This is a genomic window from Rhodococcus sp. ARC_M6 (assembly GCF_022810305.1).
Taxonomy (GTDB): Bacteria; Actinomycetota; Actinomycetes; order Mycobacteriales; family Mycobacteriaceae; genus Rhodococcus_F.
Window position 1 is genome coordinate 166,790 of record NZ_JALGQH010000002.1, and the last position, 24,257, is coordinate 191,046.

Sequence of the window (24,257 nt, forward strand, 5' to 3'; positions counted from 1 at the left end):
AACCGAACCACGGCGCCTGTCTCCGAATGTTTGTGGCCGGAACGCTGCGGGTACCTGGCATCCGCTGGGGTAACACTGAAACGACTCGCAGCGCGCACACCTCACGAGGAGGAACGCTCATGAAGGTGTACCTGACGTTTCTGCTGGGCATAACAGTCGTATTCGCTCTCGCGGCCTCCGCCATTCTGTTTTTCAGCGGCTTCACGCGGCAACCCGACTCGCACACGGCCCCGGATGCGGTCGTCGTCATCCATGGGCAACCAGTCACCTGTGCCGGACTGTTTCACGAAACCTGCAGTTTCGATCTGCAGTCCGCATACAACCAGTGGGGACACGGCCTCGAGAGCTTTGTCGATTCGGGGGCGCTCGGCCCGTATGCCCGCGAAATCCGCTTCACCGCGGCCGCAAAACTGAGCCTGCAAGCATGTGGCATCAACAATACCGCGGGACGGACCGTTCTCGATTTCTACGATCTGGCACGAGTCGATCAACCCACCGCGACGACTACAGACCTCTTTCCCTTCTGGAATGAATCACTCCAATTCTTATGCCCGCCCATGTAGTCGCCCAATTCAGGTGCCGCGCTGAAACTACTCCGCGATCTTCCCTAAAGGACCGTAGGCAAACATCTCAGTCCAGTGAGCGCACAGGCCCAATGCCCACTGATCCGGTTCCTGTGGAAACACTGAAGGGCGATACCCGAGCTGAAGGACCCACTCTCCCGACTCAGGACGGATTCGGAGATCTTCTTCGGTTGGTACAGGTACCGATTCGCGAAAGTTTCGATCAACACCGACTCGTCTGAATTCGACAACCGCTGTGGAGCCTGCCAGATGAACTGCATGCGGAACGAAGCGCGTATCGATCAAGCCGCGAACTCTCAGCCGATCCACCAGAGCGTCGAACGCCCTGATCGACGACGGATCCGGATTGGCAGTGGTGACAGCAAGAACCCACCGGCCGTCGGGTGTTATTCGCGGGTCCCGGTAGGCGCTCGTATCGATACATGGCCCAATTCGATCGAGCTGCTCGATCAGTCCCACGTTTGCGGGATCCGGCACGATCTTCCGCGCGACCGTTCCTTCGCCGTCGATCCTGGTCCAGTCGAAGTTGTCGGGCGTAAGCAAAGGCCTTCCAGTGCGATCGATAATGACACCGAAACTGAAATACGAAGCAGGCGAACGGAAGTCCGTGGTAGCACCGTACTGGTAGGCGTAGTCGGACCACTCAACTCCCAGCGCAGCCCGGAACCAGCCCTCTGCCTCCTCGTAGGAAATCGTGATACCGGCATCAGCTGCGGATCGAGTTACCGAGACTCCGAGGCGAACAAACTGTGGGGCGACACCTGCGGGAAATGAACCGAGGTCGGTAACGTACGGGCGGAAGCTGTGCCCGACACAAACTCGAGTGTCTCGGGTATCGAACGCCGGCCCGCCCAGGCGATCACCTGGATCGGTGCGGTCATTGGTCTTCAACTCGACAGAGACGACGCGCTTGATGTTGCTCTGAAGACGGGTTATGCGCCGCGGATACCATGCACGGACTGCGTCGGCTATCTCTGCTGAGCGTCGAAACGGATCCTCGACCGACATTCCTCGTGTCGCCTCCTGAAATCGTAACGCTGCGCCCCGTCTCACAGCGATTTTGGCAACCCTGTCATCCTCGGCCACGCTTTCACTCTCTGGACCCCGACGGCACCCGGTGAGCATTCCTTGACGGCGTACCAAACTTCAGCTGGTGGGCCGATCGAAACGGTGAAGGTAAATTCGGGAGTACCCATCGGACCTGGTTGCATCGTCGCCCCCCTAGATATCCATCTGATCGACCGGAGCCCCAGGATGGAGGCGCTCACGAAGTTCAGTGAGCGCCTCTGCGTCCAGTTCGAAATCCCGCATGGTGATTGCCCAATCGAATTCCGGCGTCGACCAACGGTGGACAACACCGTTCCAACGAAGATCCCAGTCGAGGTCAGACCTCGGCCGCCGCGCGAGGCTGCCACCCTTCAATCCCGCCTCGAATGCGCCCGACTCTTCGTCGATCGAGTAGATCCGATCCGGCGCCAAATCCATCGGAACCCGGACGCGGAGTGACTTATTCGTAACGCGATCCTCGAACCACCGATGCTTCTGCGCCTCATGTTCGCGGTGTTCCGCCATCTTCCGACGTTTCAGATCTTCGTCACTGACGCTCGGTCCGGTCCAAGTGAACAGTCCGTCGTCGAGATCGCCGCCGATGACGATGTCCGTGAACGAATACGAGTGCCCGACAGCGTCGACTCGATATTCGAGGAACATGCCCGTCTCGGCGTCGACCACAAGTTGAATCGGATACGGCTTACGTTCTGGAGGCGCCAACTCAACTGTCCAACAAGCACGCCCAAGGTAGGTCGATTCTTCTGGCTGCCCCGTCGGGCGAGTGAAATCGTCACCGATCCACTCGGAGGCAATGCGCCGCGTCAGTAGAAACTGAGCAGATCCCAGGTACCGCACGTTGTTCACCGCCCCCAACCGAGGAGCGTGTCGATCTCGGACAAAGTCCCACGCGACTACACCGTCAGATATGAACACCGGCATGTCGACGGGATTCTCTACTCGCAACTTTTCGCCGTGCCGCCAGATCCGCGCACCGTCGACAGCCCCGACGAACATCGGAAGTGGACCCAAAGTTGCAAACGACTCCGCTTCGGGTGAGCGACTCGGATCCCGTTCGACGACCGTGCCTCGTATCGGCAGGTCGGGGCCGTCGGTAATCCGCTGCAGCACTTCCGTCCAGGTGACCATGGACTTCACGTTACGGTCCGACGACCGCCACCGACATCCTTTTCGAGCTCAGACAAAACCGAGTTCGCGTACCGAATCTCGTTCCTGCTCCAACTCGTTCACCGAGATGTTGATGCGGGCGCGGGAGAAATCGTCGACCTCGAGACCCGGAACAATGCTGTAGGCACCATCGGCACAGGTCACCGGGAACGAGGAGATCAAGCCCTCCGGAACACCGTACGAACCGTCCGACGAAACAGCCATCGAAACCCAATCCCCGTCGGCGGTACCGCTGACCCAGTCACGGATATGATCGATGGACGCACTGGCCGCACTCGCTGCCGACGACGATCCCCGCGCCGCAATGATCGCCGTCCCCCGCACCTGGACCGTCGGGATGAAATCGTTTTCCACCCATTCACGGTCGTTGATCACCTCGAGTGCAGGCTTGCCTTCAACCGTGGCATGAGACAGGTCCGGGTACTGGGTAGCCGAGTGGTTTCCCCAGATCGACACCTTGCGAACGTTCGACGCCCGCGCGCCGGTCTTCTTGACTACCTGCGCAATTGCGCGATTGTGATCGAGCCTGGTCAACGCAGTGAATCGAGTGCCCGGAACATCGGGAGCGTTGTTCATCGCAATCAACGCGTTGGTGTTCGCCGGGTTTCCCACCACGAGCAACTTCACATCGGACGCCGCGTTGTTGTTGATCGCCTTGCCGTGCACCGAGAAGATCGCTCCGTTGGCACTGAGCAGGTCAGCGCGTTCCATGCCCTTGGTGCGAGGCCTGGCTCCGACCAGCATTCCGACGTTTGCCCCCGAGAATGCAGTGTCCGGGTCGTCAGTGATGTCGATGGAGCGCAGCAGCGGGAAGGCACCGTCGTCGAGTTCCATCGCCACGCCCTCAGCAGAAGACACCGCAGAAGGAATCTCGAGCAGACGCAAGCGAACCGGAACGTCGAGACCAAGCATGTCACCAGCAGCAATACGAAATAGCATGCCGTAGGCGATCTGGCCCGACGCTCCGGTCACTGTGACGGTCACGGGCGAAACACTCATTGCCGACTCCTCCACTTGCCGTTCTGCTTTCGCATCTGCGAACGACTTCCACGCTAGTCCAGCAAACCCGCCACTTCGTGATCCGTGAGTGTGGTTCTCGGCACTCGCCCAGCGGTCGTCACAAGCTCGACAGCCCGGTACAGTGGCCGCTCCGCAAGCCCCGCACCACGCGCTTCCGCGCGCAGTTGTTCGATCAAGACCGACGACAATGCTGCCGCCGGCACCAACTCGCTCGACGCCAAGGCGTCGGCAAGCTTGCGGAGCGCCAGAATCTCCAGCTCGCGTCCGCCCCCGGCGGTGTACAGCGCGAGAGGAATCCGCACGATTGAGCGCCCGTCGGTCAGTTTCATGCTGGCTTCACTGATCCGGCCGGTCCGCACCAGGAGCTCGGCGGACACGACCTGTGCCACGTCGACCTCAGCGGTGCGGAACCCGGCTTGCGCCCGAACCTTGGTGCCGTGCAACGTGATATGCCGACGCAGTGTCATCAAGATGGCGAGCGACGTCGGTACCGCGATGATGAAGCCGACCAGCAGCGCCACCGTGTTCGACGCGAACACGCTCACGATCAAGCCGATCACCACGCCCAAGATGATCACCGCAACGGCGATCTTCTTGAGCCGCGGCGCAATCAGTGCGATCGGAACCAGGTCGAGGGAAACCGGTTCGGGGTCAGGAGACAACGAGAGTCCCGAGTCTGCCGACGATCTCGTCCAGCGCAACCGATTCCTGTTCACCCGTCGCGAGGTGCTTGAGAACTACCACACCTTCTTCGAGTTCACGCTCACCGAGGACCAAGGCAAAGGCGGCACCGGACTTGTCCGCGGCCTTCATCGAACCCTTGACGCCGCGATTTCCGTACGCAAGGTCAACGCGAATACCACTGCCGCGCAACTGATGTGCGATGGCAACGAGCTTGCCCTTCGCCTCTATTCCCATCGGAACACAGAAAACGTCGACCCGCGCCGGCGGTGCAACAGTCTTACCTTCGGCCGCGAGCGCCAACACCGTTCGGTCCACGCCGATACCGAAACCGATGCCGGACAACGCTTGTCCGCCCAACTGCTCCATGAGACCGTCGTAACGACCGCCGCCGCCGATACCGGACTGAGCGCCCAAACCGTCGTGCACGAACTCGAAAGTGGTCTTGGTGTAGTAGTCGAGCCCGCGAACCATGCGCGGATTAACCACGTACGGAACACCCAACGCGTCGAGGTGCGCCAGGACCTCGTCGAAGTGTGCCTTGCAGCTCTCCGACAAGTGATCGAGCATCAGCGGCGCATCAGCCGTCATTGCGCGGACATCTTCACGCTTGTCGTCGAGGACACGCAGCGGGTTGATCTCGGCGCGGCGAAGGGTCTCCTCGTCGAGCGGCAGTGCAAAGAGGAACTCCTGAAGAAGTTCCCGGTACTGCGGACGGCATGTGTCGTCACCGAGCGAGGTGATCTCGAGGCGGAAACCGTCGAGGCCCAGCGAACGGAAACCGGCGTCGGCAATGGCGATGACCTCGGCGTCGAGCGCCGGATCGTCGATACCGATGGCCTCGACACCCACCTGCTGCAACTGACGGTAGCGACCGGCCTGCGGACGCTCGTACCGGAAGAAGGGACCGGCGTAGCTGACCTTGACGGGAAGCGTTCCCCGGTCGAGGTTGTGCTCGATGACGGCACGCATGACACCGGCGGTGCCCTCGGGACGAAGTGTGACCGAACGGTCACCGCGATCAGCAAAGGTGTACATCTCCTTGCTGACGACGTCGGTCGATTCACCGACGCCGCGGGCGAACAGAGCGGTGTCCTCGAAAATCGGCAATTCGATATGGCCGTATCCGGCAAGCCGGGCGGCGCGTGTCAATCCGTCGCGGACGGCAACAAATTCGGCGGACTGCGGCGGAACGTAATCCGGGACGCCCTTGGGTGCAGAGAAGGTGCTGGCTTTACTCACGATTGGTTACTTTTCCTTATTTCTGTCCGCTGAGTCCAACGAGAAACGGATTGGAGCTTCTTTCGGCTCCGATGGAACTGTTGTCGCCGTGGCCGGGAAGGATGACGGTCGCGTCGTCCAAGATGAGAAGTTTGCGGGCCACCGAGTCGAGCAACTGCTCACCGTTGCCGCCGGGAAGGTCACTTCGGCCGATCGATCCCTGGAACAACGTGTCGCCGGTGAAGGCCAAATCGACCGGTCCTTCTTCCGCGCCGGCCTTGGTGCGGAAGACGACGGACCCCTGCGTGTGCCCCGGAGTGTGATCGACCTCGAACGACATGCCGGCAAGTTCGAAAGCGTCGCCGTCGGCAAGTTCGATGACCTCGTCCGGTTCGACGAACGACATTCCTTGAATGAAGTCCTTCATCGTTGGTCCGATTCCCCGCGCCGGATCGCTGAGCATGTAACGATCGTCCGGATGAATGTATGCCGGAGCCGAGTACCGCTCACACACCTCGCGGGCCGACCAGATGTGGTCGAGATGCCCGTGGGTCAGCAATACAGCCGTCACTGTCATGTCCTTGGAGTCGAGAAACTCGAACAGCGGCGCCGCAGCATCCTGGCCCGGATCGACGACTACGCACTCGCACGCGTCGTCCTGAGCGAGTATGTAGCAGTTGGTTTGGAACATCCCGGCCGGAAAACCAGTCACGAGCACGTTGGGTAACTCCTCTTCGAAGGCACAATCAGGCAACACGGTGTCACGTACAGCCTAAAGCCGCTGCCCAGCCAGTAAGTTCTCAGGTTGCAGTGGGAGACTTCTACACGCCTCACGTAATACTGATTAGAACCCGTTCCACCCGCGAATATGGAGGACTACAGCAGTGCCGAGTAACGAGCAGCGCCGCGAGACGGCCAAACGCAAGCTCGAGCGCCAGCTCGAGAACCGCGCAGAACGTGCCCGTAAGCGCAAGCAGATGACGATCGCCTATTCGGCAGCTGGTGTCGTAGCAGTTGTTGCTGTTGTCGCAGGCCTGGTGTGGTTCACCAACCGTGACGACAACAGCACCGACACCACCGCAGCCGACGCCACACCGACGTCGGAGCAATCGGCAGGTGTCATGCCGGCCGGTCGTTCGACGCCTCTCGCCGACACTGTGAGCTGCTCGTACCCGACGGACGGCGGGGCGGCGTCCAAGCCCAACAACCCGCCGCGTACAGATGGTGTTCCCACCACCGCTCCGGATGCGACTCCGAGCATCAGCATCGAAACAACGCAGGGCAATATCGGGTTGAATCTCGACGGAACGCTGTCGCCGTGCACGGTCAACAGCTTTGTCAGCCTCGCCGAGCAGGGCTACTTCAACGACACGTCCTGCCACCGACTGGTCACCGGTAGTGGGCTCCAGATCCTCCAATGCGGCGATCCCACGGGAACCGGCACCGGCGGACCGGGCTACGGATTCGCCAACGAATTCCCGACAGATCAGTACTCCGAGTCCGATCCCGCGTTGACGTCCGCGGTCACCTACCCCCGCGGCACCATCGCGATGGCGAACTCCGGCGCACCGGGCAGCAACGGTAGCCAGTTCTTCCTGGTTTACGGCGATTCACAGCTTCCGCCGAATTACACCGTGTTCGGCACCATCGACGAGACGGGCATCGCCACCATCGAGAAGGTCGCTGCAGGCGGCGACGACGGCTCGATGTCCGCCGGCGGCGGAAAGCCCAACACGCCCATCGACATCAAGACCGTGAGGATCGACTGATGAAACGCGCTTCCCTGGTGATTGCAGCTCTCAGCGCCACCGCTCTGGTCCTGGCCGGCTGCTCCAGTAACGATTCCGGAACTGCGACGACGGAGACGTCCAGCGCGAAGTCAACTGCAAAGTCGACAACGAAGTCACCGCCGCTGGATATGTCGCAGTTCGCTCAGTTGCCTCCCGTTCCGGCCCCCGCCGGCGCGACGGTCGACTGCTCCTACCCGGCCGCTGCGGGTGCAGCCAAGTCGGTCAACCCGCCGAGCGCCACGGGTGTGCCGGCTGAGGGCATCGTCACGGTCCAGTTGACCACCACTGTCGGCCCCATCGGAATGGATCTCAACCGCACCGAAGCTCCCTGCACCGTCAACAGCATGGTCAACCTGGTCGAGCAGAAGTACTTCGACAACACCCCGTGCCATCGACTCGTCACCAGCCCGGGTCTGCAGATCCTCCAGTGCGGCGATCCGTCGGGCAAGGGCACCGGCGGCCCGGGCTACGGCTTCGACAACGAGTACCCGACAACAGCATTCGCCGCAGGCGATCCCAAGGCGACGCTCTCTGCCGTCTACCCTCGCGGCACTCTCGCAATGGCCAACTCGGGACAGCCCGGCAGTAACGGCAGCCAGTTCTTCCTCGTCTTCGAAGATTCGGTCCTGCCGCCCAACTACACGGTCTTCGGGACCATCGACGAAGCCGGACTGGCGACCATCGAGAAGGTTGCGGCCGGCGGCGACGACGGCTCGATGCCGGCCGGTGGCGGCACACCCAACACCCCGATCACTATCGAAACAGCCGTAGTCGCTTAACGACTGCAGAGACACAAAGGCGGTGCGAGAGTTACTCTCGCACCGCCTTTTCTTGATTTCAGACCACAAGCGGACCGATATCGCGATAACGGATTATCGCTTTTCAGGTCGTCCGTATTAGGCACTATTCCTGTTAGATGTACCGTTATCTAAATTTTGCATTTGAGACAAATCAGGAAGTTGCCGATGCGCCACACAGTTAACTCTGCTCGTTCACAGTTCTTCAGCCGCGCCTCGCGGGTCGGCACAGTCGGCACACTTGCCGCCGCCACAACCCTGATGTTCAGCGGAATCGCCACCGCCGCACCAGACTCAGGCAGTCTCGACAGCGGCAGCGTCACGTCCGGGTCGGTAGTGCCGGATGCATTTCAGACGAATCCCGGCCCGCCGCCGGTTCTCCGCGACGACATCCTCGTTCCGGCAATCATGAAAAAGAGCCAGTCCGGAAAGCAACGTCGGTACGAAGTCGAATCTCCGGCACTGCGGCGCGCAGTAACTCTGGATGTACTGCTGCCCAACGACAATTCCGTACAGCGCCCAACGCTGTACATGCTCGAGGGAGTGAGCGCCAGCGACAGCCGCAGTGGATGGATGAAGATGGGAGACGGACCCGCCTTCTTCGCGGACAAAAACGTCAACGTCGTGATGATCAATGGTGGCCGCTCGAGTTTGTACACAGACTGGAACGAGATCGATCCCGTTCTCGGCCTGAACCAGTGGGAAACTTTCATCACGAAGGAACTGCCTTCGCTGATCGACAACGAACTGAACACCAACGGCGTCAACGCGATCGCGGGCAACTCCATGGGCGCCCAAGCAGCGATGATGCTGGCACATCGAAACCCAACCCTGTACGGCGGCGTGGCGGCCTTCAGCGGGTGCTATTCGACCACTGATGCCATCGGTCGACTCTCGGTCCAACTGACCGCATCCCACCAGAGCGGCGACCCCGCCAATATCTGGGGCGAGTTCGGCAACGATACGTGGAAAGCGCACGATTCCGTCATCAATGCAGAAGCACTGCGCGGCAAACAGATCTACCTGTCGGTCGCAGACGGAACGCCCGGCCCGCACGAAGATCCGGCGGACGCGGACTACGCACAAGCCGTAGTTGTCGGCGGCCCAATCGAGGTTGGTTCGAACCGTTGCACGAAGACGATGGAAGATCGCCTGAACGAATTGGATATTCCGGTGACGGTGACATACGAGCCAGCCGGGGTGCACGCGTGGCCGTACTGGAAGGATCAACTACCGAAGGCGTGGCCGACGCTCGAGAAGGCATTGGGCCTGGAAGCGCTGTAAGTCGCCGCTGTAGATCCGAGACCAAGCATGCACCGAGCAGTAGAACTGTTCGGTGCATGCTTGTCGTCTCAACCTCTATGAAGCCGAGGTCACTCGATACACGTCGTAAACGCCCTCGACATTGCGGACCACATTGAGTACGTGACCTAGATGCTTGGGGTCGCCCATCTCGAAGGTGAACTTACTGATCGCAACCCGGTCACCGGAGGTATTGACCGAAGCCGACAAGATGTTGACCTTCTCGTCAGCCAACGCCTTGGTGACATCGGAGAGCAGACGATGACGATCAAGGGCCTCGATCTGAATGGCGACCAGGAACACCGACGAAGCGGACGGCGCCCATTCGACCTCGATGATCCGCTCGGACTGACCATGCAGCGAGTCTGCGTTGGTGCAGTCGGTGCGGTGAACACTGACTGCGCCGCCGCGCGTGACAAATCCGAGAATCGAATCGCCCGGCACCGGGGTGCAGCACTTCGCGAGTTTCGCCACCGTACCCGGAGCACCGGGAACCAGAATTCCGGCGTCGCCGGTACTGCGCGTACGCATCGGCATATTCGACGGCGTTGAGCGCTCGGCCAGTTCCTCTTCGACTGCGCCGACGCCACCGAGATGCGCCACCAACCGCTGTACGACGTGGTGAGCGCTGACCTGACTCTCACCCACCGCCGTGTAGAGCGCGGAAACATCCGGGTAGCGGAGTTCGTGCGCGATCGTGCTCATCGATTCAGCGTTCATCAAGCGCTGCAAGGGAAGTCCGACGCGTCGAACTTCCTTGGCAATCTGATCTTTACCGGACTCGAGCGCTTCTTCGCGTCGTTCCTTCGCGAACCACTGACGAATCTTGGCCTTGGCGCGCGGTGAGACGACAAACGTCGCCCAGTCCCGACTCGGCCCCGCGGTAGCAGCCTTCGAGGTGAAGACCTCCACAACTTCGCCGTTATCGAGCTTGCGTTCGAGCGCGACCAGTCGACCGTTGACGCGTGCGCCGATGCAGCGATGCCCCACCTCGGTGTGGACCGCGTACGCGAAGTCGACGGGCGTGGAACCGGCCGGCAAGGTCACCACGTCACCCTTGGGTGTGAAGACGAAAATCTCTTTGACCGCGAGGTCGTAGCGCAGCGATTCGAGGAACTCCCCCGGATCCGCGGCCTCACGTTGCCAATCGAGTAGCTGACGCATCCACGCCATGTCGTCGACCTCGGCGATATCGCCCGCGTGCTTGCCCTTGGTCTCCTTGTACCGCCAGTGAGCAGCGATACCGAATTCTGCCGTCCGGTGCATGTCCTGAGTACGGATCTGCACCTCGAGCGGCTTACCCTCGGGACCGACGACCGTCGTATGCAAGGACTGGTAGACGCCGTACCGCGGCTGCGCGATGTAGTCCTTGAATCGCCCCGCCATCGGCTGCCACAACGAATGCACGACGCCGACAGCGGCGTAACAGTCACGGACTTCGTCACACAGAATGCGGACGCCGACAAGGTCATGAATGTCGTCGAAGTCGCGGCCCTTGACGATCATTTTCTGATAGATCGACCAGTAGTGCTTGGGCCGTCCTTCGACGATGGCATTGATCCGCGAAGCCGACAGCGTGGAGTTGATCTCCGCCCGGACCTTCGCCAGATACGTATCGCGTGACGGCGCACGATCAGCCACCAGACGCACGATCTCGTCGTACTTCTTGGGGTGCAGGATCGCGAAGGAAAGATCCTCGAGTTCCCATTTGACAGTGGCCATACCGAGCCGATGTGCAAGCGGCGCAATTACTTCGAGAGTTTCGCGCGCCTTGCGGGCTTGCTTCTCCGGTGGCAGGAATCGCATGGTCCGCATATTGTGCAGGCGATCGGCAACCTTGATCACGAGGACCCGAGGGTCGCGTGCCATCGCGATGATCATCTTGCGGATGGTCTCGCCTTCGGCCGCTGTCCCGAGAACAACCTTGTCGAGTTTGGTGACACCGTCGACGAGATGCGCGACTTCGTCGCCGAAGTCGCGGGTCAACTCCTCCAGGGAGTACCCGGTGTCCTCAACTGTGTCGTGAAGCAGTGCAGCCACCAGAGTGGTGGTGTCCATACCCAACTCGGCGAGGATGCTCGCGACAGCCAACGGGTGGGTGATGTACGGATCACCGGATTTACGACGCTGACTCGAGTGCCGTTCTTCCGCGACGTCGTAGGCACGCTGGAGCAGCGCAAGGTCGGCCTTCGGGTACAGCTCACGATGCAGGCTGACCAGTGGTTCGAGAACCGGGCGGATGGTGGCATTTCGCTGACCCGTGATGCGGCGAGCCAGACGCGCCCGAACGCGGCGGGACGCAGAAGCGGGCACCGCGACACCTTGACCGATCCGGTTGCCTGCTGTTTGCGAAGAAGTATCCGCATCCGGGATTCCGGACTTCGATGGTGTCGTATCCGGAACCGGGGTGTTACCCGCTTCCTGCGACACTGCACCCGAGTTCTGTGATCGATCAAGATTCGACGTCATGTCGCCACCTCCTACCACCGAGTTGGTTGAGGCAACCGCCCTGCAACGGGAAATTGCCCTGGAGGTCTACTTCGACCCCCAGGAGCCAACTTTAATACTCAGACCTTGACCAGGGATGTCAGTGGGTACTTAACGAAGCGATCTCGGCCCCGAAGTTCCTCGATCTCGAGCACCACTGCCACTGCGACCACGTTCGCGCCCGCCAACTCCACCAACTGCACCGCTGCCTCCAGTGTCCCTCCGGTAGCCAGAACGTCGTCGATCACCAAAACATTCCGTCCGGTGAGATCGAAGCCGTTTGCTGGAATCTCGAGGGTCGACGAGCCGTATTCGAGGCTGTACGAGCGCGAGAGCACCGGTGGTGGCAGTTTGCCGACCTTGCGTACCGCAACCACGCCAGCGCCCATACGTGCCGCCGCACCGGCACCGAGAAGGAAGCCACGCGCATCGACGGCAGCAATCGTGTCTGCGTCAGGTGCGCAGGCGATCAAAGCGTCGAGAACCGCACTGAAACCTTCGGCGTCGGCGAAGACCGGCGTCAAGTCTGCGAATCGCACACCCGGTGCCGGAAAATTGTCAGCCCACCGAGTCAAGCGAACAACGGCGTCCGCGGCCGCCCGGTTAATTTCCCTCAGTTCAGCCACAGAAGTCCCTGCAGTGATCTCACTCGAAATCGTCATCTACGCAATACCCATCTATCCATATTCCAGCCTGTGGCGGAGCGAGTCGGATTGGCCGCCACCGCACTCATACCCTGAGCAACGGCAACAGTTCGCACCTGATTGAACAGAGGAATAGTAGGCACCTGCGTCCAGAGGATGTTCTCCGCCTCCACCGACAGTCCCAATTGCGCAGCTATTCCTGGATCGGTGTTCAACTGATCGATGATCTGGTCGATCCGCGGATTTTCGTATCCACTGAAATTCGAGGAGTTTCCACCACGCAACGCTCCCCGGGCGTCGATCATGTCCACCATCCCCGCTGCGCCGGCCTGACCGGCGGTACCGGCGAGGACGGCATCGACGTCGCCGTCGCGCAGAGCCTGCGGTTCGAAGCTCGAACTACTGACATCCTCGATCGTGATTCCCGCCGGTGCGCACGCGGCCTTCACCTCGGACACGATCTGGGCGCGCGCCGGATCCGGGGCAAGATATCCGACTCTCACCGTCAACTCGTCCAGTCCCGCCTCGGACAGCGAAACTTTGGCCGCCGCAACGTCAGCATTGCTGTAGCGATCGCCGTCGGCGGCTGCGGCATCGCGGTAGACGAGCGAATCAGGAACGGCCAGACGGGAATCCACGACACCCGACCCGACACCTGTTGCCGGCACATTCGGTGTCTTGCCGAACTGGTCGAACAACGCTGCTCGCGGAACACAATGCGCAAACGCTCGACGGGCCGCATCGTCGCCGAGAGTCCCCGACGTCGCCAGGATGAATTGTTCGATGGATCGCGAAGGGATCTGGACCGTCGAAAATCCTGACAGCTCACCGAGATTTCCGGCCGCGCCGGCGCCCACATCGATCACTTCGATGGATTGCGAATCCACATCCTTGACCAGATCCACGCCGCGTGGCCAGACGACAATGCGATCGGTGGCAGGCTTGTTGCCCCACCATCGCTCATTGGCGACCAGTACCAGCCCACCGTCTTCGGTGTACTCGTCAACCCGATAAGGACCGGACGACACCAGAACCGTCTTGTCTAACTGCCCCGGCACCATGTTCCAACCGGTGTTCCAGAAATCCGCGATCTTCGAGAGCGCTTCCGTGTCGCCTGAATTCACCGCAGTAACCAGATCGGGTACTCCGGCACGTTGCGCCGCGATATGCGACGGCATCAACGAGGTCGCTCCGAAGAGCGTTCGCCATTCTGTGAACGCACGGCCCGGTTTGAAGACGACTGTGGCGTCCTTGGAACCTGATTGGCAATCGATCCGGTCGATGTCCGAATAGCCCAAGGTGTTTGCCGTGTCGAACATCGGCACCTGGGCGCCGTCCACGTCCTTCGTGAATCGGCCGTTCGACGCCGCCCACGTGAGCACCAGATCGTCACAGGAGAGCGGAATGCCGTCCGAGTACACGGATGACGGATTGAGTTTGTACGACACCGTCAACGTCTGACCCGGCAACTCCGCGGCCGTGCCGATGTCGGTATCGGACACCGGCGACCCGACGGGACCGGTGAAGGTGAAGCCAGGCAGGACCCGGCCGAGAGCTGCCATCGCTCCCGAAACGGATCCCGCTGTCGTATTCGCGTTGTACGTCGTGATGGTGTTGTCGATTGCATAGCCGATGGACGGGACCTGCTCGAAATTTTCCGACGAGCAGGCCGCCAACGAACCTGTGACCACCGCAGTGGCAGCAACCAATGACAGCGAGCGAACGAGTGCCCGCCTCACTTGGAGCATGATCAGTGCGCCTTCTTGTTTCGCTTTCCTGTCGGCCGAGCACCAGCCGAAGGTGCAACCGCACTACGTCGTGCAGTCGACGCTCCCACTCTGACGGTCTCTGCGCCCTTGTCTCCGAGGCTCTTGTCGCCGAGCCCCTTTTCCGCAAGCGTAGCCCGGCGAGCGAGAACCTTGCGAGTGTGATCCGCGACCGGTCCCCAACGTTCCTTCATCGACACCAGGAGTGGCGTCGCGAAGAAGATCGACGAGTAGGCGCCGACGATGATGCCCACCAGCTGCACAAGCGCGAGGTCCTTGAGGGTACCGACACCGAGCATCCAGACTGCGACAACCATCAAGGCGAGCACGGGAAGCACACTGATGACGGTGGTATTGATGGATCGCATGAGCGTCTGGTTGACGGCGAGGTTGGCTTGCTCGGCGTACGTCCGACGCGTCAGATGCAGGATTCCTCTCGTGTTCTCCTCCACCTTGTCGAACACGACGACGGTGTCGTACAGAGAGAAACCTAGAATCGTGAGCAACCCGATGACTGTCGCGGGAGTGACCTCGAAACCGACCAGTGCGTAGATGCCGGCCGTGACGATGATGTCGAAGAACAGAGCGATAATCGCGGCGATCGCCATGTCTCTCTCGAACCGAACGGCGATGTAAATACTCACGATGACCAGGAACACCACCAGCGCGATCAACGCCTTCTTGGTGATCTGACCACCCCACGTCTCACTGACGTCGGCGAAGCTGATCGCGTTGACAGACGGATTTCCGTTCTTGTCCTCGGGCTGGAACTCGTCGAACAACGCCGTCTGCAGCGTTGTGACCTGGTTTGCATTCAGCGTCTCGGACCGAATCTGGACCGTGGCACTCGAACCCGAGCCGACGGTCTGCACCGTCACCGGTTCAAACCCGAGAGCCTCGGTGTACACCGCTTCTACCTGCGACGTCTCGATACCTTCGGTAGCCGGGAACTGGATCCGTGATCCGCCCTCGAAGTCGATTCCGAACGTGAAGCCGCGCAGGATGATGCTCAGCAGAGCGATCGCGACCAAGGCACCGGTCAGTCCGTAGTAGAACCGACGCCGGCTGACGACTTCGAACGCTCCGGTACCGGTGTACAACCTCGACAGGAGGCTGTGTTTCGGCATCGCAGTCTGGTCAACTCCGGAATCCGTGGTTTCGGACCGCGCTGCGGTATCCGCCGAAGAATCTTCTGCAGAGTTGTTGTTGGACTCACTCATGCCTGTGTCTCCTTAGCCGACGAAGCGGCGGCAACCTTACGTTCGCGGGCAACCTCTTGCACTGCTCCCAAGCCGTTGACACTGGGCTTGGACCAGAACGCCGAACGTGAGGCCATATTCACGAGCGGCCACGTCACGAGGAAGACCACAACAACGTCGAGGATCGTAGTGAGGCCGAGGGTGAAGGCAAATCCTCGCACCTGACCAACTGCCAGCACGTACAGAACGGCGGCAGCGATGAAGCTGACAGCGTTACCGGACAGGATGGTACGACGCGCTCGTGCCCAACCACGCGGAACCGCGGAACGGAAGCTGCGGCCTTCACGCATCTCGTCCTTGATGCGCTCGAAGAACACAACAAACGAGTCGGCTGTCATACCGATACCGATGATCAGACCCGCCATACCGGCGAGGTCGAGGGTGAATCCGATGTATCTGCCGAGAAGAACCATGATCGCGTACACCATGAGGCCCGAGAGCACGAGGGACAGTGCGATCAGAACGCCGAGCATGCGGTAATAGACGAGGCAGTAGATCAGCACCAGCACCAGACCGACCGCACCGGCGATCAGAGCTGCCTGCAGCGAAGCCAATCCGAGTGTGGCCGAAACCGTCTCGGCCTCGGAAGCCGCGAACGAGAGCGGAAGCGAACCGTATTTCAGTGTGTTGGCAAGTTCCTTGGCGCTGTCCGCCGTGAAGCTGCCGGTAATCGACGTGGCGCTACCAGCGGGTGTTGCACCCTGGATGGTGGGCGCACTGACAACCTTGGAGTCAAGGGTGAATGCTGCCTGTTTGCCGATATTGGCCGATGTGAACTGTGCCCAGGTGTTGCTGCCGGTGGTCTTGAACGAGAGGCTGATCTCGTGACGCGACTGCTGCGAGTTGAAGACCGACGACGCGTCGGCGATTTCCTGACCGTCGATGATCGCCGGGCCGAGCAGGTAGATGGTCTCGCCATCCTGAGAGCAGGCCACCAACGGGAGGGCCGGATCATCGTTGCCACGCAACGGGTCAGGTACCGAGCAGTCCAAATTGGCGACAGCTTGTTCCTGAACAGCCGGATCGGTGCTCTGACGTAGCGCCCGCGCCGCGGTGATCTCTGCGGCTGCTGCGTCACCGGCATCGGTTCCGTCACTCGACGTTTCCGGTGCCGGAGTCGGTGTGACTCCGGAGATGGGCGCTACTTCTACCGGGGGTGTTGCTTCCGCGGTGGGCGGCTCTTGCGCCGGGAACGGACGATTCTGCGGGGCGGGTGCCGGAGTCTCGGCACCGGTAGCTGGCGCTTCTGTCGTCGGTACGTCAGTTGCTGGTGGCGGCGTGGTTGCGGTGCGATTCGCGTCGCGCGTCGCCACGGGGATCGATCCGGTTACCGGTCTGATGTACAGACGTGCGGTCTGACCCAACGAACGCGCCTGCGCGCTGTCGTCGCCGGGAACCGTGATGACGAGGTTGTCACCGTCGATCACAACTTCTGATCCGGACACGCCGAGTCCGTTGACGCGGGTCTCGATGATTTCCTGAGCCTGCTTCAGGCTGTCCTGACTAGGCGCGCTGCCGTCCGGCGTGCGCGCGGTCAGCGTGACACGCGTTCCACCCTGCAAGTCGATACCGAGTTTAGGTGTGGCCGATTTATCGCCAGTAAAGAACACCAGTGCATACAGTGCCACGACCAAAACCCCGAAAAGGGCTAGGTAGCGGACCGGATGCACCGTTCCGGTGGAAGGTGCCACGATCTTTAAGTCTCCTCAGTAGGTGCCGGACGAGCGCGGTCGATGACCACGAGAGCTACTTATGCGCGAACCTGCAATGTACGCAGCAACTCTAGAACAGGTTCCTGAACAGGTATGTTCAGGATTCCTTGGTGAGTCGGATTTCGGTGTCGGACGTGGACTCTTCGAAGTCGGAGTCTTCGTCGACAGATTCCGCGTCAGCGGATTCAATGACGCGCTCGCGGATAACGAGACGCGACCACGTGGTGACGACACCGGGTGCGATCTCGAGATCTACGGTTTCTTCGTTCATCGACTCGATGGTTGCGTACAGTCCGGCAGTGGTCTGTACACGGTCACCGACCTGCAGGGAGTCCTGCATTTCGGCAGTCACGGCCAGCGCCTTCTTCTGCTTGCGCATACCCAGGAACATGGGCACCAGCAGCGCGAGGATCAGGAGGGGGAAAAGCAAACTCGACATGTCTTGATCAACCTCAGGTTTTGTAGCATATTTTTCGACGCGCGGGCCCAGGATGGACCTACGCAAGACACCAGTGTGCCACTAGTTCCTTAAGAATCCCGACAGTTCGGCCGAAAGATTCCCTCAGCTACCGGGCAATCCCACCGCATCCGCAGCAGGCGCGTGCTTCGCAGTGGCCGTCAAACTGCTGGTGGTTCGTTGACCCGTACCTCGATGCCGCCGGCAGCAGCGTCCGGCGGTGGCGTCAATCCGAGTTGAGTCCACGCTGCGGCAGTCGCCACACGCCCACGTGGAGTTCTGGCAATCATGCCGGCCCTGACAAGGAACGGCTCGCACACTTCTTCGACTGTGGACGGTTCTTCACCGACCGCAACCGCCAGAGTGGATACCCCTACCGGGCCGCCACCGAAAGAACGCACCAGTGCGCTCAGAACGGACCGGTCGAGGCGATCCAATCCGAGTTGGTCGACGTCGTACACCGCAAGTGCCGCTCGTGCGACCTCCATCGTCACGATGCCGTCGGCGCGAACCTCCGCAAAATCTCGTACACGTCGTAGCAACCGGTTGGCGATACGCGGCGTTCCGCGTGACCGTCGTGCGATTTCCGCGCTCGCATCCAACTCGAGATTCACACCGAGAATCCCGGCCGACCGCATCAAGATCTGGTGAAGTTCATTCGGGTCGTAGAAATCCATGTGCGCCGTGAAACCGAAACGATCACGCAACGGGCCCGTCAGAGCACCGGATCGTGTTGTTGCCCCGACCAGTGTGAACGGCGCAACTTCCAGCGGAATCGAAGTGGCGCCGGGGCCTTTGCCCACCACGACGTCGACGCGGAAGTCTTCCATCGCGAGATACAACATTTCCTCGGCCGGCCGGGCAATCCGATGAATCTCGTCGATGAAAAGAACGTCACCCTCTACCAGGTTGCTCAGCATCGCGGCGAGATCCCCCGCGCGTTCGAGAGCTGGACCCGAAGTGAGCCGAAGCGACGAACCGAGCTCGCCCGCGATGATCATGGCCATCGATGTCTTTCCGAGTCCGGGCGGCCCGGACATCAGGATGTGATCGGGGGTTCCGCCGCGCATCTTCGCGCCGGTGAGCACCAATTGAAGCTGCTCGCGAACGCGTGGCTGTCCGATGAAATCGTCCAGACTCTTCGGGCGCAGACTCGCTTCGACCTCACCGTCCCCCGCGACCAATTCCGCGCTGACCTGGGATTCGTCGTCGAAATCTTCGATCGGATCGAAGTTCATCGAGTCTTACCGAGCAACGAGAGAGCGGACCGAAGAGCGACGGACGTGGTCGCCTCGGGAGTTTCGACCAGCACCGAATCGGTGGCCTGTTCTGCTTGCTTGAGTGGGAATCCGAGACCTTCGAGTGCTTCGACGATCTGATCGCGAATCGCGTTGGCTGCAATCAAGCCCGATGCACCGGCCGCCGAAGGCACGGCGTCGACCTTGTCTCGGAGTTCGACGACCATCCGCTCGGCACCACGTTTGCCGATCCCCGGAACTCGTGTGAGCGCCGTCAGATTGCCCTCCGAAAGGGCCCGTCGGAGTGCATCGGGTTCGAGAACCGCCAACGTTGCCATCGCCAACCGGGGGCCGACGCCGGACACCGTCTGCAACAGGCTGAACAAGTCCTTGGACTCCGTGTCGGAAAATCCGTAGAGCGTCATCGAATCTTCACGAACGATCATCGTCGTAAAGAGCCGAGCCTCACTCCCCCGGTGCAACGCGCCCAGCGTTATCGGAGTTGCATTGACTCGATAGCCGACACCGGCTGCCTCGATGACTGCATGGTCGAGCGCAATGTCGAGTACTTCGCCGCGTACCGACGCGATCATCGTGAACCTGCCTTCTTGGTGATTTCTGCTTTGCTGGCTTCGACTCTGGTGGTCTCGGCCAATTTTGCCTGATACTTGCGGATCTGTTCTGCCGCCATCGCTTCGGCTTTTGCCATCCGTTCGATCATCGGTGCCCGCCAACAGTGACAAATCGCGATGGCCAGCGCATCCGCCGCATCTGCGGGCTTAGGGGCTTGTTTCAAATTGAGGATTCGCGTCACCATCGCGGTGACCTGCGCCTTGTCTGCATTACCGCTGCCCGTGACTGCGGCCTTCACCTCGGAAGGAGTATGGAAGAACACCGGGATTCCCGCTCTCGCTGCCGCGACGGCAACAATGCCGCCGGCTTGCGCTGTACCCATGGCGGTACTGACGTTGTGTTGAGCGAACACCCGCTCGACGGCAACAACTTCTGGTTTGTACTGCTCGATCCACAGTTCGGCGGCATCGGAGATCCGTAGGAGCCGTGAGGCCAGGGCCATGTCAGGAGGCGTTCGCACCACATCGACTGCGATGGGCCGCACAACTCTGCCGTTGCTCCCGTCGACCACACCGAATCCACATCGGGTCAAGCCAGGGTCCACTCCGAGCACGCGCACACCATCACACCTCTCCACACCGAACAGCTGTTCGATAGCCTAGCGGTGTGCGGGCGAACTGCCGACATCAACACGCAACCCGGCCGCGACAAGTGCGTCGCGACCGGGTCGAGTGTGACAACTGTCGACTTATTCAGCGTCGAGTTCTGCAAGGACCTCGTCGGACAGATCGATGTTGGTGTACACGTTCTGCACGTCGTCGGAATCTTCGAGCGCGTCGACGAGCTTGAAGATCTTGCGTGCGCCGTCAGCATCGAGGGGAACCTCGAGCGATGCACGGAAATCGGCCTCAGCCGAGTCGTAATCGATCTCGGCCTCCTGCAGCGCAGTACGGACCGCGACGAGATCATGTGGCTCACAGACGATTTCGAAGGTTTCACCGAGATCGGTGACCTCTTCAGCGCCGGCGTCGAGAACCGCCATCAAGACGTCATCCTCGGACTGCCCGTGCTTTTCGAGCGTCACGACACCCTTACGGGCGAACAGGTACGAAACCGAACCCGGATCAGCGAGGTTGCCACCGTTACGGGTCATCGCGGTACGAACTTCACCGGCTGCACGGTTACGGTTGTCGGTGAGGCACTCGATCAGCACGGCAACACCATTGGGCCCGTAACCCTCGTACATGATGGTCTGCCAGTCTGCGCCACCAGCTTCTTCACCGGCGCCACGCTTGCGCGCACGTTCGATGTTGTCATTGGGGACAGAAGTCTTCTTCGCCTTCTGGATGGCATCGAACAAGGTGGGGTTGCCCGTGGGATCGCCACCGCCGGTTCGTGCCGCCACCTCGATGTTCTTGATCAGCTTCGCAAAGGATTTGCCACGACGTGCGTCGACAACAGCCTTCTTGTGCTTGGTGGTGGCCCATTTTGAGTGGCCGCTCATGCGATTCAAGCCCCTTTCCTGCTGTGTTGCGCACGCCGAATGCGCGGTTTCAGCTCTGCCGATGTTACCCGCCCCACGTCGCCACATGCTGCATCCCCCGCAGATGAATTCGCCAAACACGAGATTGTTTGCATAGAATGCAAACATGTTGGTTCGGATAGACCACGCGTCCACCACTCCCCTCGCGGATCAAATTGCAGCGGGCGTCCGTGGTTCCGTCATCCGCGGCGAGATCGGTCCTGGTGATCGACTGCCGTCGGCCCGGGCTCTCGCCGAGTCCGTCGACGTAAACCTGCATACGGTGCTGCGTGCATACGCCGCGCTTCGCGACGAAGGCCTCATCGACCTCCGGCGCGGCCGAGGTGCGGTCATCCGCGCCGAATTTGATTCCGGTGCAGCAGCTCTCAACGAATCTGCCCGTGAGTTTGTCAAGCTAGCCCGCAATCTGGGGCTCGATACCGCCCAGATGCTCAACCTCATCAAGGAGACCAGCAACTCGTGAGCACCAGCAAGATCCGGCTGGGGGCCGCAGCCTCCCGACTCTGGATCGCAGCCTCGTTGACATTCATTCCGACGGCCGCCCTGATCATTGCGCGCTTGGTCTGGGGAAATGAACTCCCACACACCGTCGCCAGTCACTGGTCCGGCTCAACTCCGGACGGGTTCAGCACGACCACAACATTTTTCGCGTGGACGCTGGCATTGTCCCTGATCGCCTCGGTGGTTGCCGCTGTCACTGCAGTTCGCGGGGGCGAGAATTCGCCGCTGCTGCTCTCTGTCACAGCGACAACCAGCGCCACTTTCGCGACAATCTGGATCCTCAGTGTTGCCCTTACGCTGGATGCCGGATCGCCCGAAGAAGCCCGGATCGGCTGGTGGATCATCGCACCGATCGCAGCGGCACTGACGGGAATCGCCGCGTGGGCGCTGACGTCCCAGTCTGGATCAGGTGCGATGTCCTCACTACCCACCCCGACGTTGGCCACGCCGCTCTCCGCCACTGAACGTGCCGTGTGGATCGGTCGCGCGCACAGCATCTGGCCGTGGATTCTCGCCGTCGGCCTGACGGCGCTTACCGTCGGAACTGCCACCTACTCCGACTGGTGGGTTGCGCTGATCCTGCTCGCTTCGACTGTCCTCATCACGGCTTTCGCATCCGTCACCGTACGAGTCGACAACACGGGCATGAGTATCAGTTCGTGGGGCATCCGATGGAAGAAGATCGCCATCACCCGGGTGAAATCGGCATCCGTCGACAACATCCGGCCGATGGAATGGGGCGGTTGGGGCTACCGCCTCACTCCTCGCGGAACTGCGATCACTCTGCGATCCGGCGAAGCCATCGTACTGACGCTCGATACCGGTCGCCTCTTCGCAGTCACGGTCGACCAACCAGAAGACGGAGTCCGCCTGATCAATTCATTGGTTCAAGCGAAAAGCTCTCGGGAGATCTAACCCCGCACCAGGTCGACAAAAAGTTCGTGAACGCGGCGGTCTCCGGTGACCTCGGGGTGGAAGGACGTCGCGATCACGGAACCCTGCCGCACCGCCACGATGCGACCCGCTGCTTCGCCCGCTGCCGCCGGTACCTGCGCCAGCACCTCGACGCCTGGTCCCACCCGCTCGACCCACGGCGCGCGAATGAACACGGCGCGGATCGGATCACCGATGATTCCCTCGAACTCCAGATCGGACTCGAAGGAATCGACCTGACGACCGAACGCATTGCGGCGCACCGTCATATCGATAGCACCGAGACTCTCGGCGTCGGGCCGGGTGTCGAGCACCTCACTGGCCAGCAGAATCATTCCCGCGCACGAACCATAAGCCGGCAGACCGCCGCGAAGCCGTTCACGGAGCGGATCCAACAACTCGAAAACCTGAAGCAGTCGGCTCATCGTCGTCGATTCCCCACCGGGAATGACGATTCCGTCAACCTTGTCGAGCTCTTCGGGACGGCGGACACCGATCGCGTCGGCCCCGGAATCCGTCAGAGCAGCAAGGTGCTCTCGGACGTCACCTTGAAGCGCCAGCACACCGATCAACGGACGAGTCATGCCGAAGTTCCTGTCTTGTTCTCACGTTTCGCAGGCTCACGCTCGATCCGCGTCAACCCTTCTTGCACAACCGCTGCCACCATATTGCCCGCACGGTCGAAGATGCGCCCCTGCGTCAGTGCCCGGCCGAAACCGGCCGACGGCGAAGTCTGGTCGTAGAGCAACCATTCGTCCGCCCGGAACGGACGCAGAAACCACATCGCGTGGTCGAGCGACGCGTTCTGCGTCTGAACATCCTTGTGCGGAACCTTGGATGTGCCCAGCAAAGTCATGTCACTGAGGTACGCCAACGTGCAAATATGCAGGAGCGGACGATCCGGCAGGGTGTCCCGGTACCGCATCCAGACTCGCTGCTGTGCTGCAAGATCGGGCGACGCCGTCGCGTCGTCGGCCGGCACGATCCGCACATCCCAGTTCTTCCACTCCTGGTAGTACGGCAGCTTCGCAAGTTCCGGAATCGTCAATGCATCAGGCAGATCCTCCGGCGCCGGCACGGTTGGCATCTGGTCCTGATGTTCGATGCCCTCGTCTTCGATGTGGAACGATGCCGACATCGTGAAGATCGTTTTACCGTCCTGCACGGCGTTCACTCGGCGAGTGCAGAACGAGCGGCCGTCACGGATCCGATCCACCAGGTACACCGTCGGGATCTTCGGATTTCCGGGCCGCAGAAAATAACCGTGTAGTGAATGGACGCGGTAGCTCTCGTCCACGGTGCTGACCGCTGACACCAGCGACTGGCCGGCCACTTGTCCGCCGAACGTGCGCGGCAACCCGGTGGGATGAACTGCCCCGCGGAAGATGTCCTTCTCGAGCGTTTCGAGAGCGAGGATCTCTTCGATACCAACCATGTGTCCTCCGGCGATGTAGATGCCGACAACGCCGGCCGAACTGGTTCACATTATCGCCTCGACGGGTCGACACGGCACC

24 protein-coding genes are annotated in these 24,257 nt (G+C 61.0%); 6 read left to right on the forward strand and 18 right to left on the reverse strand.

Annotated features, from left to right (window positions below; all coding sequences use genetic code 11):
- The first annotated feature begins 119 nt into the window (after nucleotides 1–119).
- Complete coding sequence (locus tag MTX36_RS03615; RefSeq protein WP_243618390.1) at nucleotides 120–563, forward strand: hypothetical protein; 444 nt, start codon at nucleotides 120–122, stop codon at nucleotides 561–563.
- 27 nt (nucleotides 564–590) lie between these two features.
- Here MTX36_RS03615 and MTX36_RS03620 read toward each other — a convergent pair whose 3' ends face one another.
- The 6 genes from MTX36_RS03620 to MTX36_RS03645 form a co-directional block, all read right to left on the reverse strand.
- Nucleotides 591–1,592 (reverse strand): hypothetical protein, encoded by a 1,002-nt coding sequence (locus tag MTX36_RS03620; protein WP_243618391.1) that lies wholly within the window; start codon nucleotides 1,590–1,592, stop codon nucleotides 591–593.
- Between the two features lie 213 nt (nucleotides 1,593–1,805).
- Nucleotides 1,806–2,780: a hypothetical protein gene (locus tag MTX36_RS03625; RefSeq protein ID WP_243618392.1), complete on the reverse strand. Its 975-nt coding sequence runs from the start codon at nucleotides 2,778–2,780 to the stop codon at nucleotides 1,806–1,808.
- Nucleotides 2,781–2,828: 48 nt separating this feature from the next.
- Entirely contained in the window at nucleotides 2,829–3,818 is a 990-nt protein-coding gene (locus MTX36_RS03630; protein ID WP_243618393.1) for a malate dehydrogenase, read from the reverse strand.
- A 53-nt stretch (nucleotides 3,819–3,871) separates the two neighbouring features.
- Complete coding sequence (locus MTX36_RS03635) at nucleotides 3,872–4,501, reverse strand: hypothetical protein (RefSeq protein ID WP_243618394.1); 630 nt, start codon at nucleotides 4,499–4,501, stop codon at nucleotides 3,872–3,874.
- On the reverse strand, nucleotides 4,491–5,762 hold the full coding sequence (gene hisS, locus MTX36_RS03640) for a histidine--tRNA ligase (RefSeq protein WP_243618395.1): 1,272 nt from the start codon (nucleotides 5,760–5,762) through the stop codon (nucleotides 4,491–4,493). The genes MTX36_RS03635 and hisS overlap by 11 nt, the downstream gene beginning before the upstream one ends.
- Nucleotides 5,763–5,778: 16 nt before the next feature.
- Nucleotides 5,779–6,459, reverse strand: coding sequence for an MBL fold metallo-hydrolase (locus MTX36_RS03645; RefSeq protein ID WP_243618396.1), 681 nt, complete (start codon nucleotides 6,457–6,459; stop codon nucleotides 5,779–5,781).
- Nucleotides 6,460–6,625: 166 nt separating this feature from the next.
- Between MTX36_RS03645 and MTX36_RS03650 the strand changes: the two genes are divergently transcribed.
- The 3 genes from MTX36_RS03650 to MTX36_RS03660 all read left to right on the forward strand — a co-directional run bounded on the left by MTX36_RS03650 (nucleotide 6,626) and on the right by MTX36_RS03660 (nucleotide 9,612).
- Complete coding sequence (locus MTX36_RS03650) at nucleotides 6,626–7,510, forward strand: peptidylprolyl isomerase (RefSeq protein WP_243618397.1); 885 nt, start codon at nucleotides 6,626–6,628, stop codon at nucleotides 7,508–7,510.
- Nucleotides 7,510–8,310, forward strand: coding sequence for a peptidylprolyl isomerase (locus MTX36_RS03655; protein WP_243618398.1), 801 nt, complete (start codon nucleotides 7,510–7,512; stop codon nucleotides 8,308–8,310). Before MTX36_RS03650 ends, MTX36_RS03655 begins: the two co-directional genes overlap by 1 nt.
- 186 nt (nucleotides 8,311–8,496) lie before the next feature.
- On the forward strand, nucleotides 8,497–9,612 hold the full coding sequence (locus MTX36_RS03660; RefSeq protein ID WP_243618399.1) for an alpha/beta hydrolase family protein: 1,116 nt from the start codon (nucleotides 8,497–8,499) through the stop codon (nucleotides 9,610–9,612).
- A 75-nt stretch (nucleotides 9,613–9,687) separates the two neighbouring features.
- On the opposite strand, the gene MTX36_RS03665 is transcribed toward MTX36_RS03660, so the two are convergent.
- From MTX36_RS03665 to MTX36_RS03710, 10 genes are all read right to left on the reverse strand, one after another.
- The gene (locus tag MTX36_RS03665; RefSeq protein ID WP_243618400.1) at nucleotides 9,688–12,099 is read right to left on the reverse strand and encodes a bifunctional (p)ppGpp synthetase/guanosine-3',5'-bis(diphosphate) 3'-pyrophosphohydrolase; all 2,412 of its coding nucleotides are present in this window, start codon (nucleotides 12,097–12,099) and stop codon (nucleotides 9,688–9,690) included.
- Nucleotides 12,100–12,197: 98 nt separating this feature from the next.
- The gene (locus MTX36_RS03670) at nucleotides 12,198–12,779 is read right to left on the reverse strand and encodes an adenine phosphoribosyltransferase (protein WP_243618401.1); all 582 of its coding nucleotides are present in this window, start codon (nucleotides 12,777–12,779) and stop codon (nucleotides 12,198–12,200) included.
- Nucleotides 12,776–14,509, reverse strand: a complete 1,734-nt coding sequence (locus tag MTX36_RS03675; protein WP_243618402.1) for an ABC transporter substrate-binding protein — start codon at nucleotides 14,507–14,509, stop codon at nucleotides 12,776–12,778. The genes MTX36_RS03670 and MTX36_RS03675 overlap by 4 nt, the downstream gene beginning before the upstream one ends.
- A gap of 2 nt (nucleotides 14,510–14,511) precedes the next feature.
- Nucleotides 14,512–15,747 (reverse strand): protein translocase subunit SecF, encoded by a 1,236-nt coding sequence (gene secF, locus MTX36_RS03680; RefSeq protein ID WP_243618403.1) that lies wholly within the window; start codon nucleotides 15,745–15,747, stop codon nucleotides 14,512–14,514.
- On the reverse strand, nucleotides 15,744–17,477 hold the full coding sequence (gene secD / locus MTX36_RS03685) for a protein translocase subunit SecD (protein ID WP_243618404.1): 1,734 nt from the start codon (nucleotides 17,475–17,477) through the stop codon (nucleotides 15,744–15,746). Before secD ends, secF begins: the two co-directional genes overlap by 4 nt.
- A 118-nt stretch (nucleotides 17,478–17,595) precedes the next feature.
- Entirely contained in the window at nucleotides 17,596–17,937 is a 342-nt protein-coding gene (gene yajC / locus MTX36_RS03690) for a preprotein translocase subunit YajC (protein ID WP_243618405.1), read from the reverse strand.
- A gap of 179 nt (nucleotides 17,938–18,116) precedes the next feature.
- Nucleotides 18,117–19,193, reverse strand: coding sequence for a Holliday junction branch migration DNA helicase RuvB (gene ruvB / locus MTX36_RS03695; protein ID WP_243618406.1), 1,077 nt, complete (start codon nucleotides 19,191–19,193; stop codon nucleotides 18,117–18,119).
- Nucleotides 19,190–19,786, reverse strand: coding sequence for a Holliday junction branch migration protein RuvA (gene ruvA / locus MTX36_RS03700; RefSeq protein WP_243618407.1), 597 nt, complete (start codon nucleotides 19,784–19,786; stop codon nucleotides 19,190–19,192). The genes ruvB and ruvA overlap by 4 nt, the downstream gene beginning before the upstream one ends.
- Nucleotides 19,783–20,385 carry a crossover junction endodeoxyribonuclease RuvC gene (gene ruvC / locus MTX36_RS03705; protein WP_243618408.1) on the reverse strand — a complete coding sequence of 201 codons (603 nt, stop codon included), beginning with the start codon at nucleotides 20,383–20,385 and terminating at the stop codon, nucleotides 19,783–19,785. Before ruvC ends, ruvA begins: the two co-directional genes overlap by 4 nt.
- 129 nt (nucleotides 20,386–20,514) lie before the next feature.
- Nucleotides 20,515–21,270 (reverse strand): YebC/PmpR family DNA-binding transcriptional regulator, encoded by a 756-nt coding sequence (locus tag MTX36_RS03710; RefSeq protein ID WP_243618409.1) that lies wholly within the window; start codon nucleotides 21,268–21,270, stop codon nucleotides 20,515–20,517.
- Between the two features lie 145 nt (nucleotides 21,271–21,415).
- Here MTX36_RS03710 and MTX36_RS03715 point away from each other — a divergent pair, with 145 nt between their 5' ends.
- Together MTX36_RS03715 and MTX36_RS03720 are read left to right on the forward strand one after the other, a co-directional pair.
- Nucleotides 21,416–21,772: a GntR family transcriptional regulator gene (locus MTX36_RS03715; RefSeq protein ID WP_243618410.1), complete on the forward strand. Its 357-nt coding sequence runs from the start codon at nucleotides 21,416–21,418 to the stop codon at nucleotides 21,770–21,772.
- A complete protein-coding gene (locus MTX36_RS03720) occupies nucleotides 21,769–22,725 on the forward strand; it encodes a hypothetical protein (protein WP_243618411.1) in 957 nt (318 codons plus the stop codon). The genes MTX36_RS03715 and MTX36_RS03720 overlap by 4 nt, the downstream gene beginning before the upstream one ends.
- Here MTX36_RS03720 and pdxT read toward each other — a convergent pair.
- Nucleotides 22,722–23,327: a pyridoxal 5'-phosphate synthase glutaminase subunit PdxT gene (gene pdxT / locus MTX36_RS03725; protein ID WP_243618412.1), complete on the reverse strand. Its 606-nt coding sequence runs from the start codon at nucleotides 23,325–23,327 to the stop codon at nucleotides 22,722–22,724. The genes MTX36_RS03720 and pdxT overlap by 4 nt on opposite strands.
- Nucleotides 23,324–24,178 (reverse strand): acyl-CoA thioesterase II, encoded by an 855-nt coding sequence (locus tag MTX36_RS03730; protein ID WP_243618413.1) that lies wholly within the window; start codon nucleotides 24,176–24,178, stop codon nucleotides 23,324–23,326. The genes pdxT and MTX36_RS03730 overlap by 4 nt, the downstream gene beginning before the upstream one ends.
- Nucleotides 24,179–24,257 lie beyond the last annotated feature (79 nt).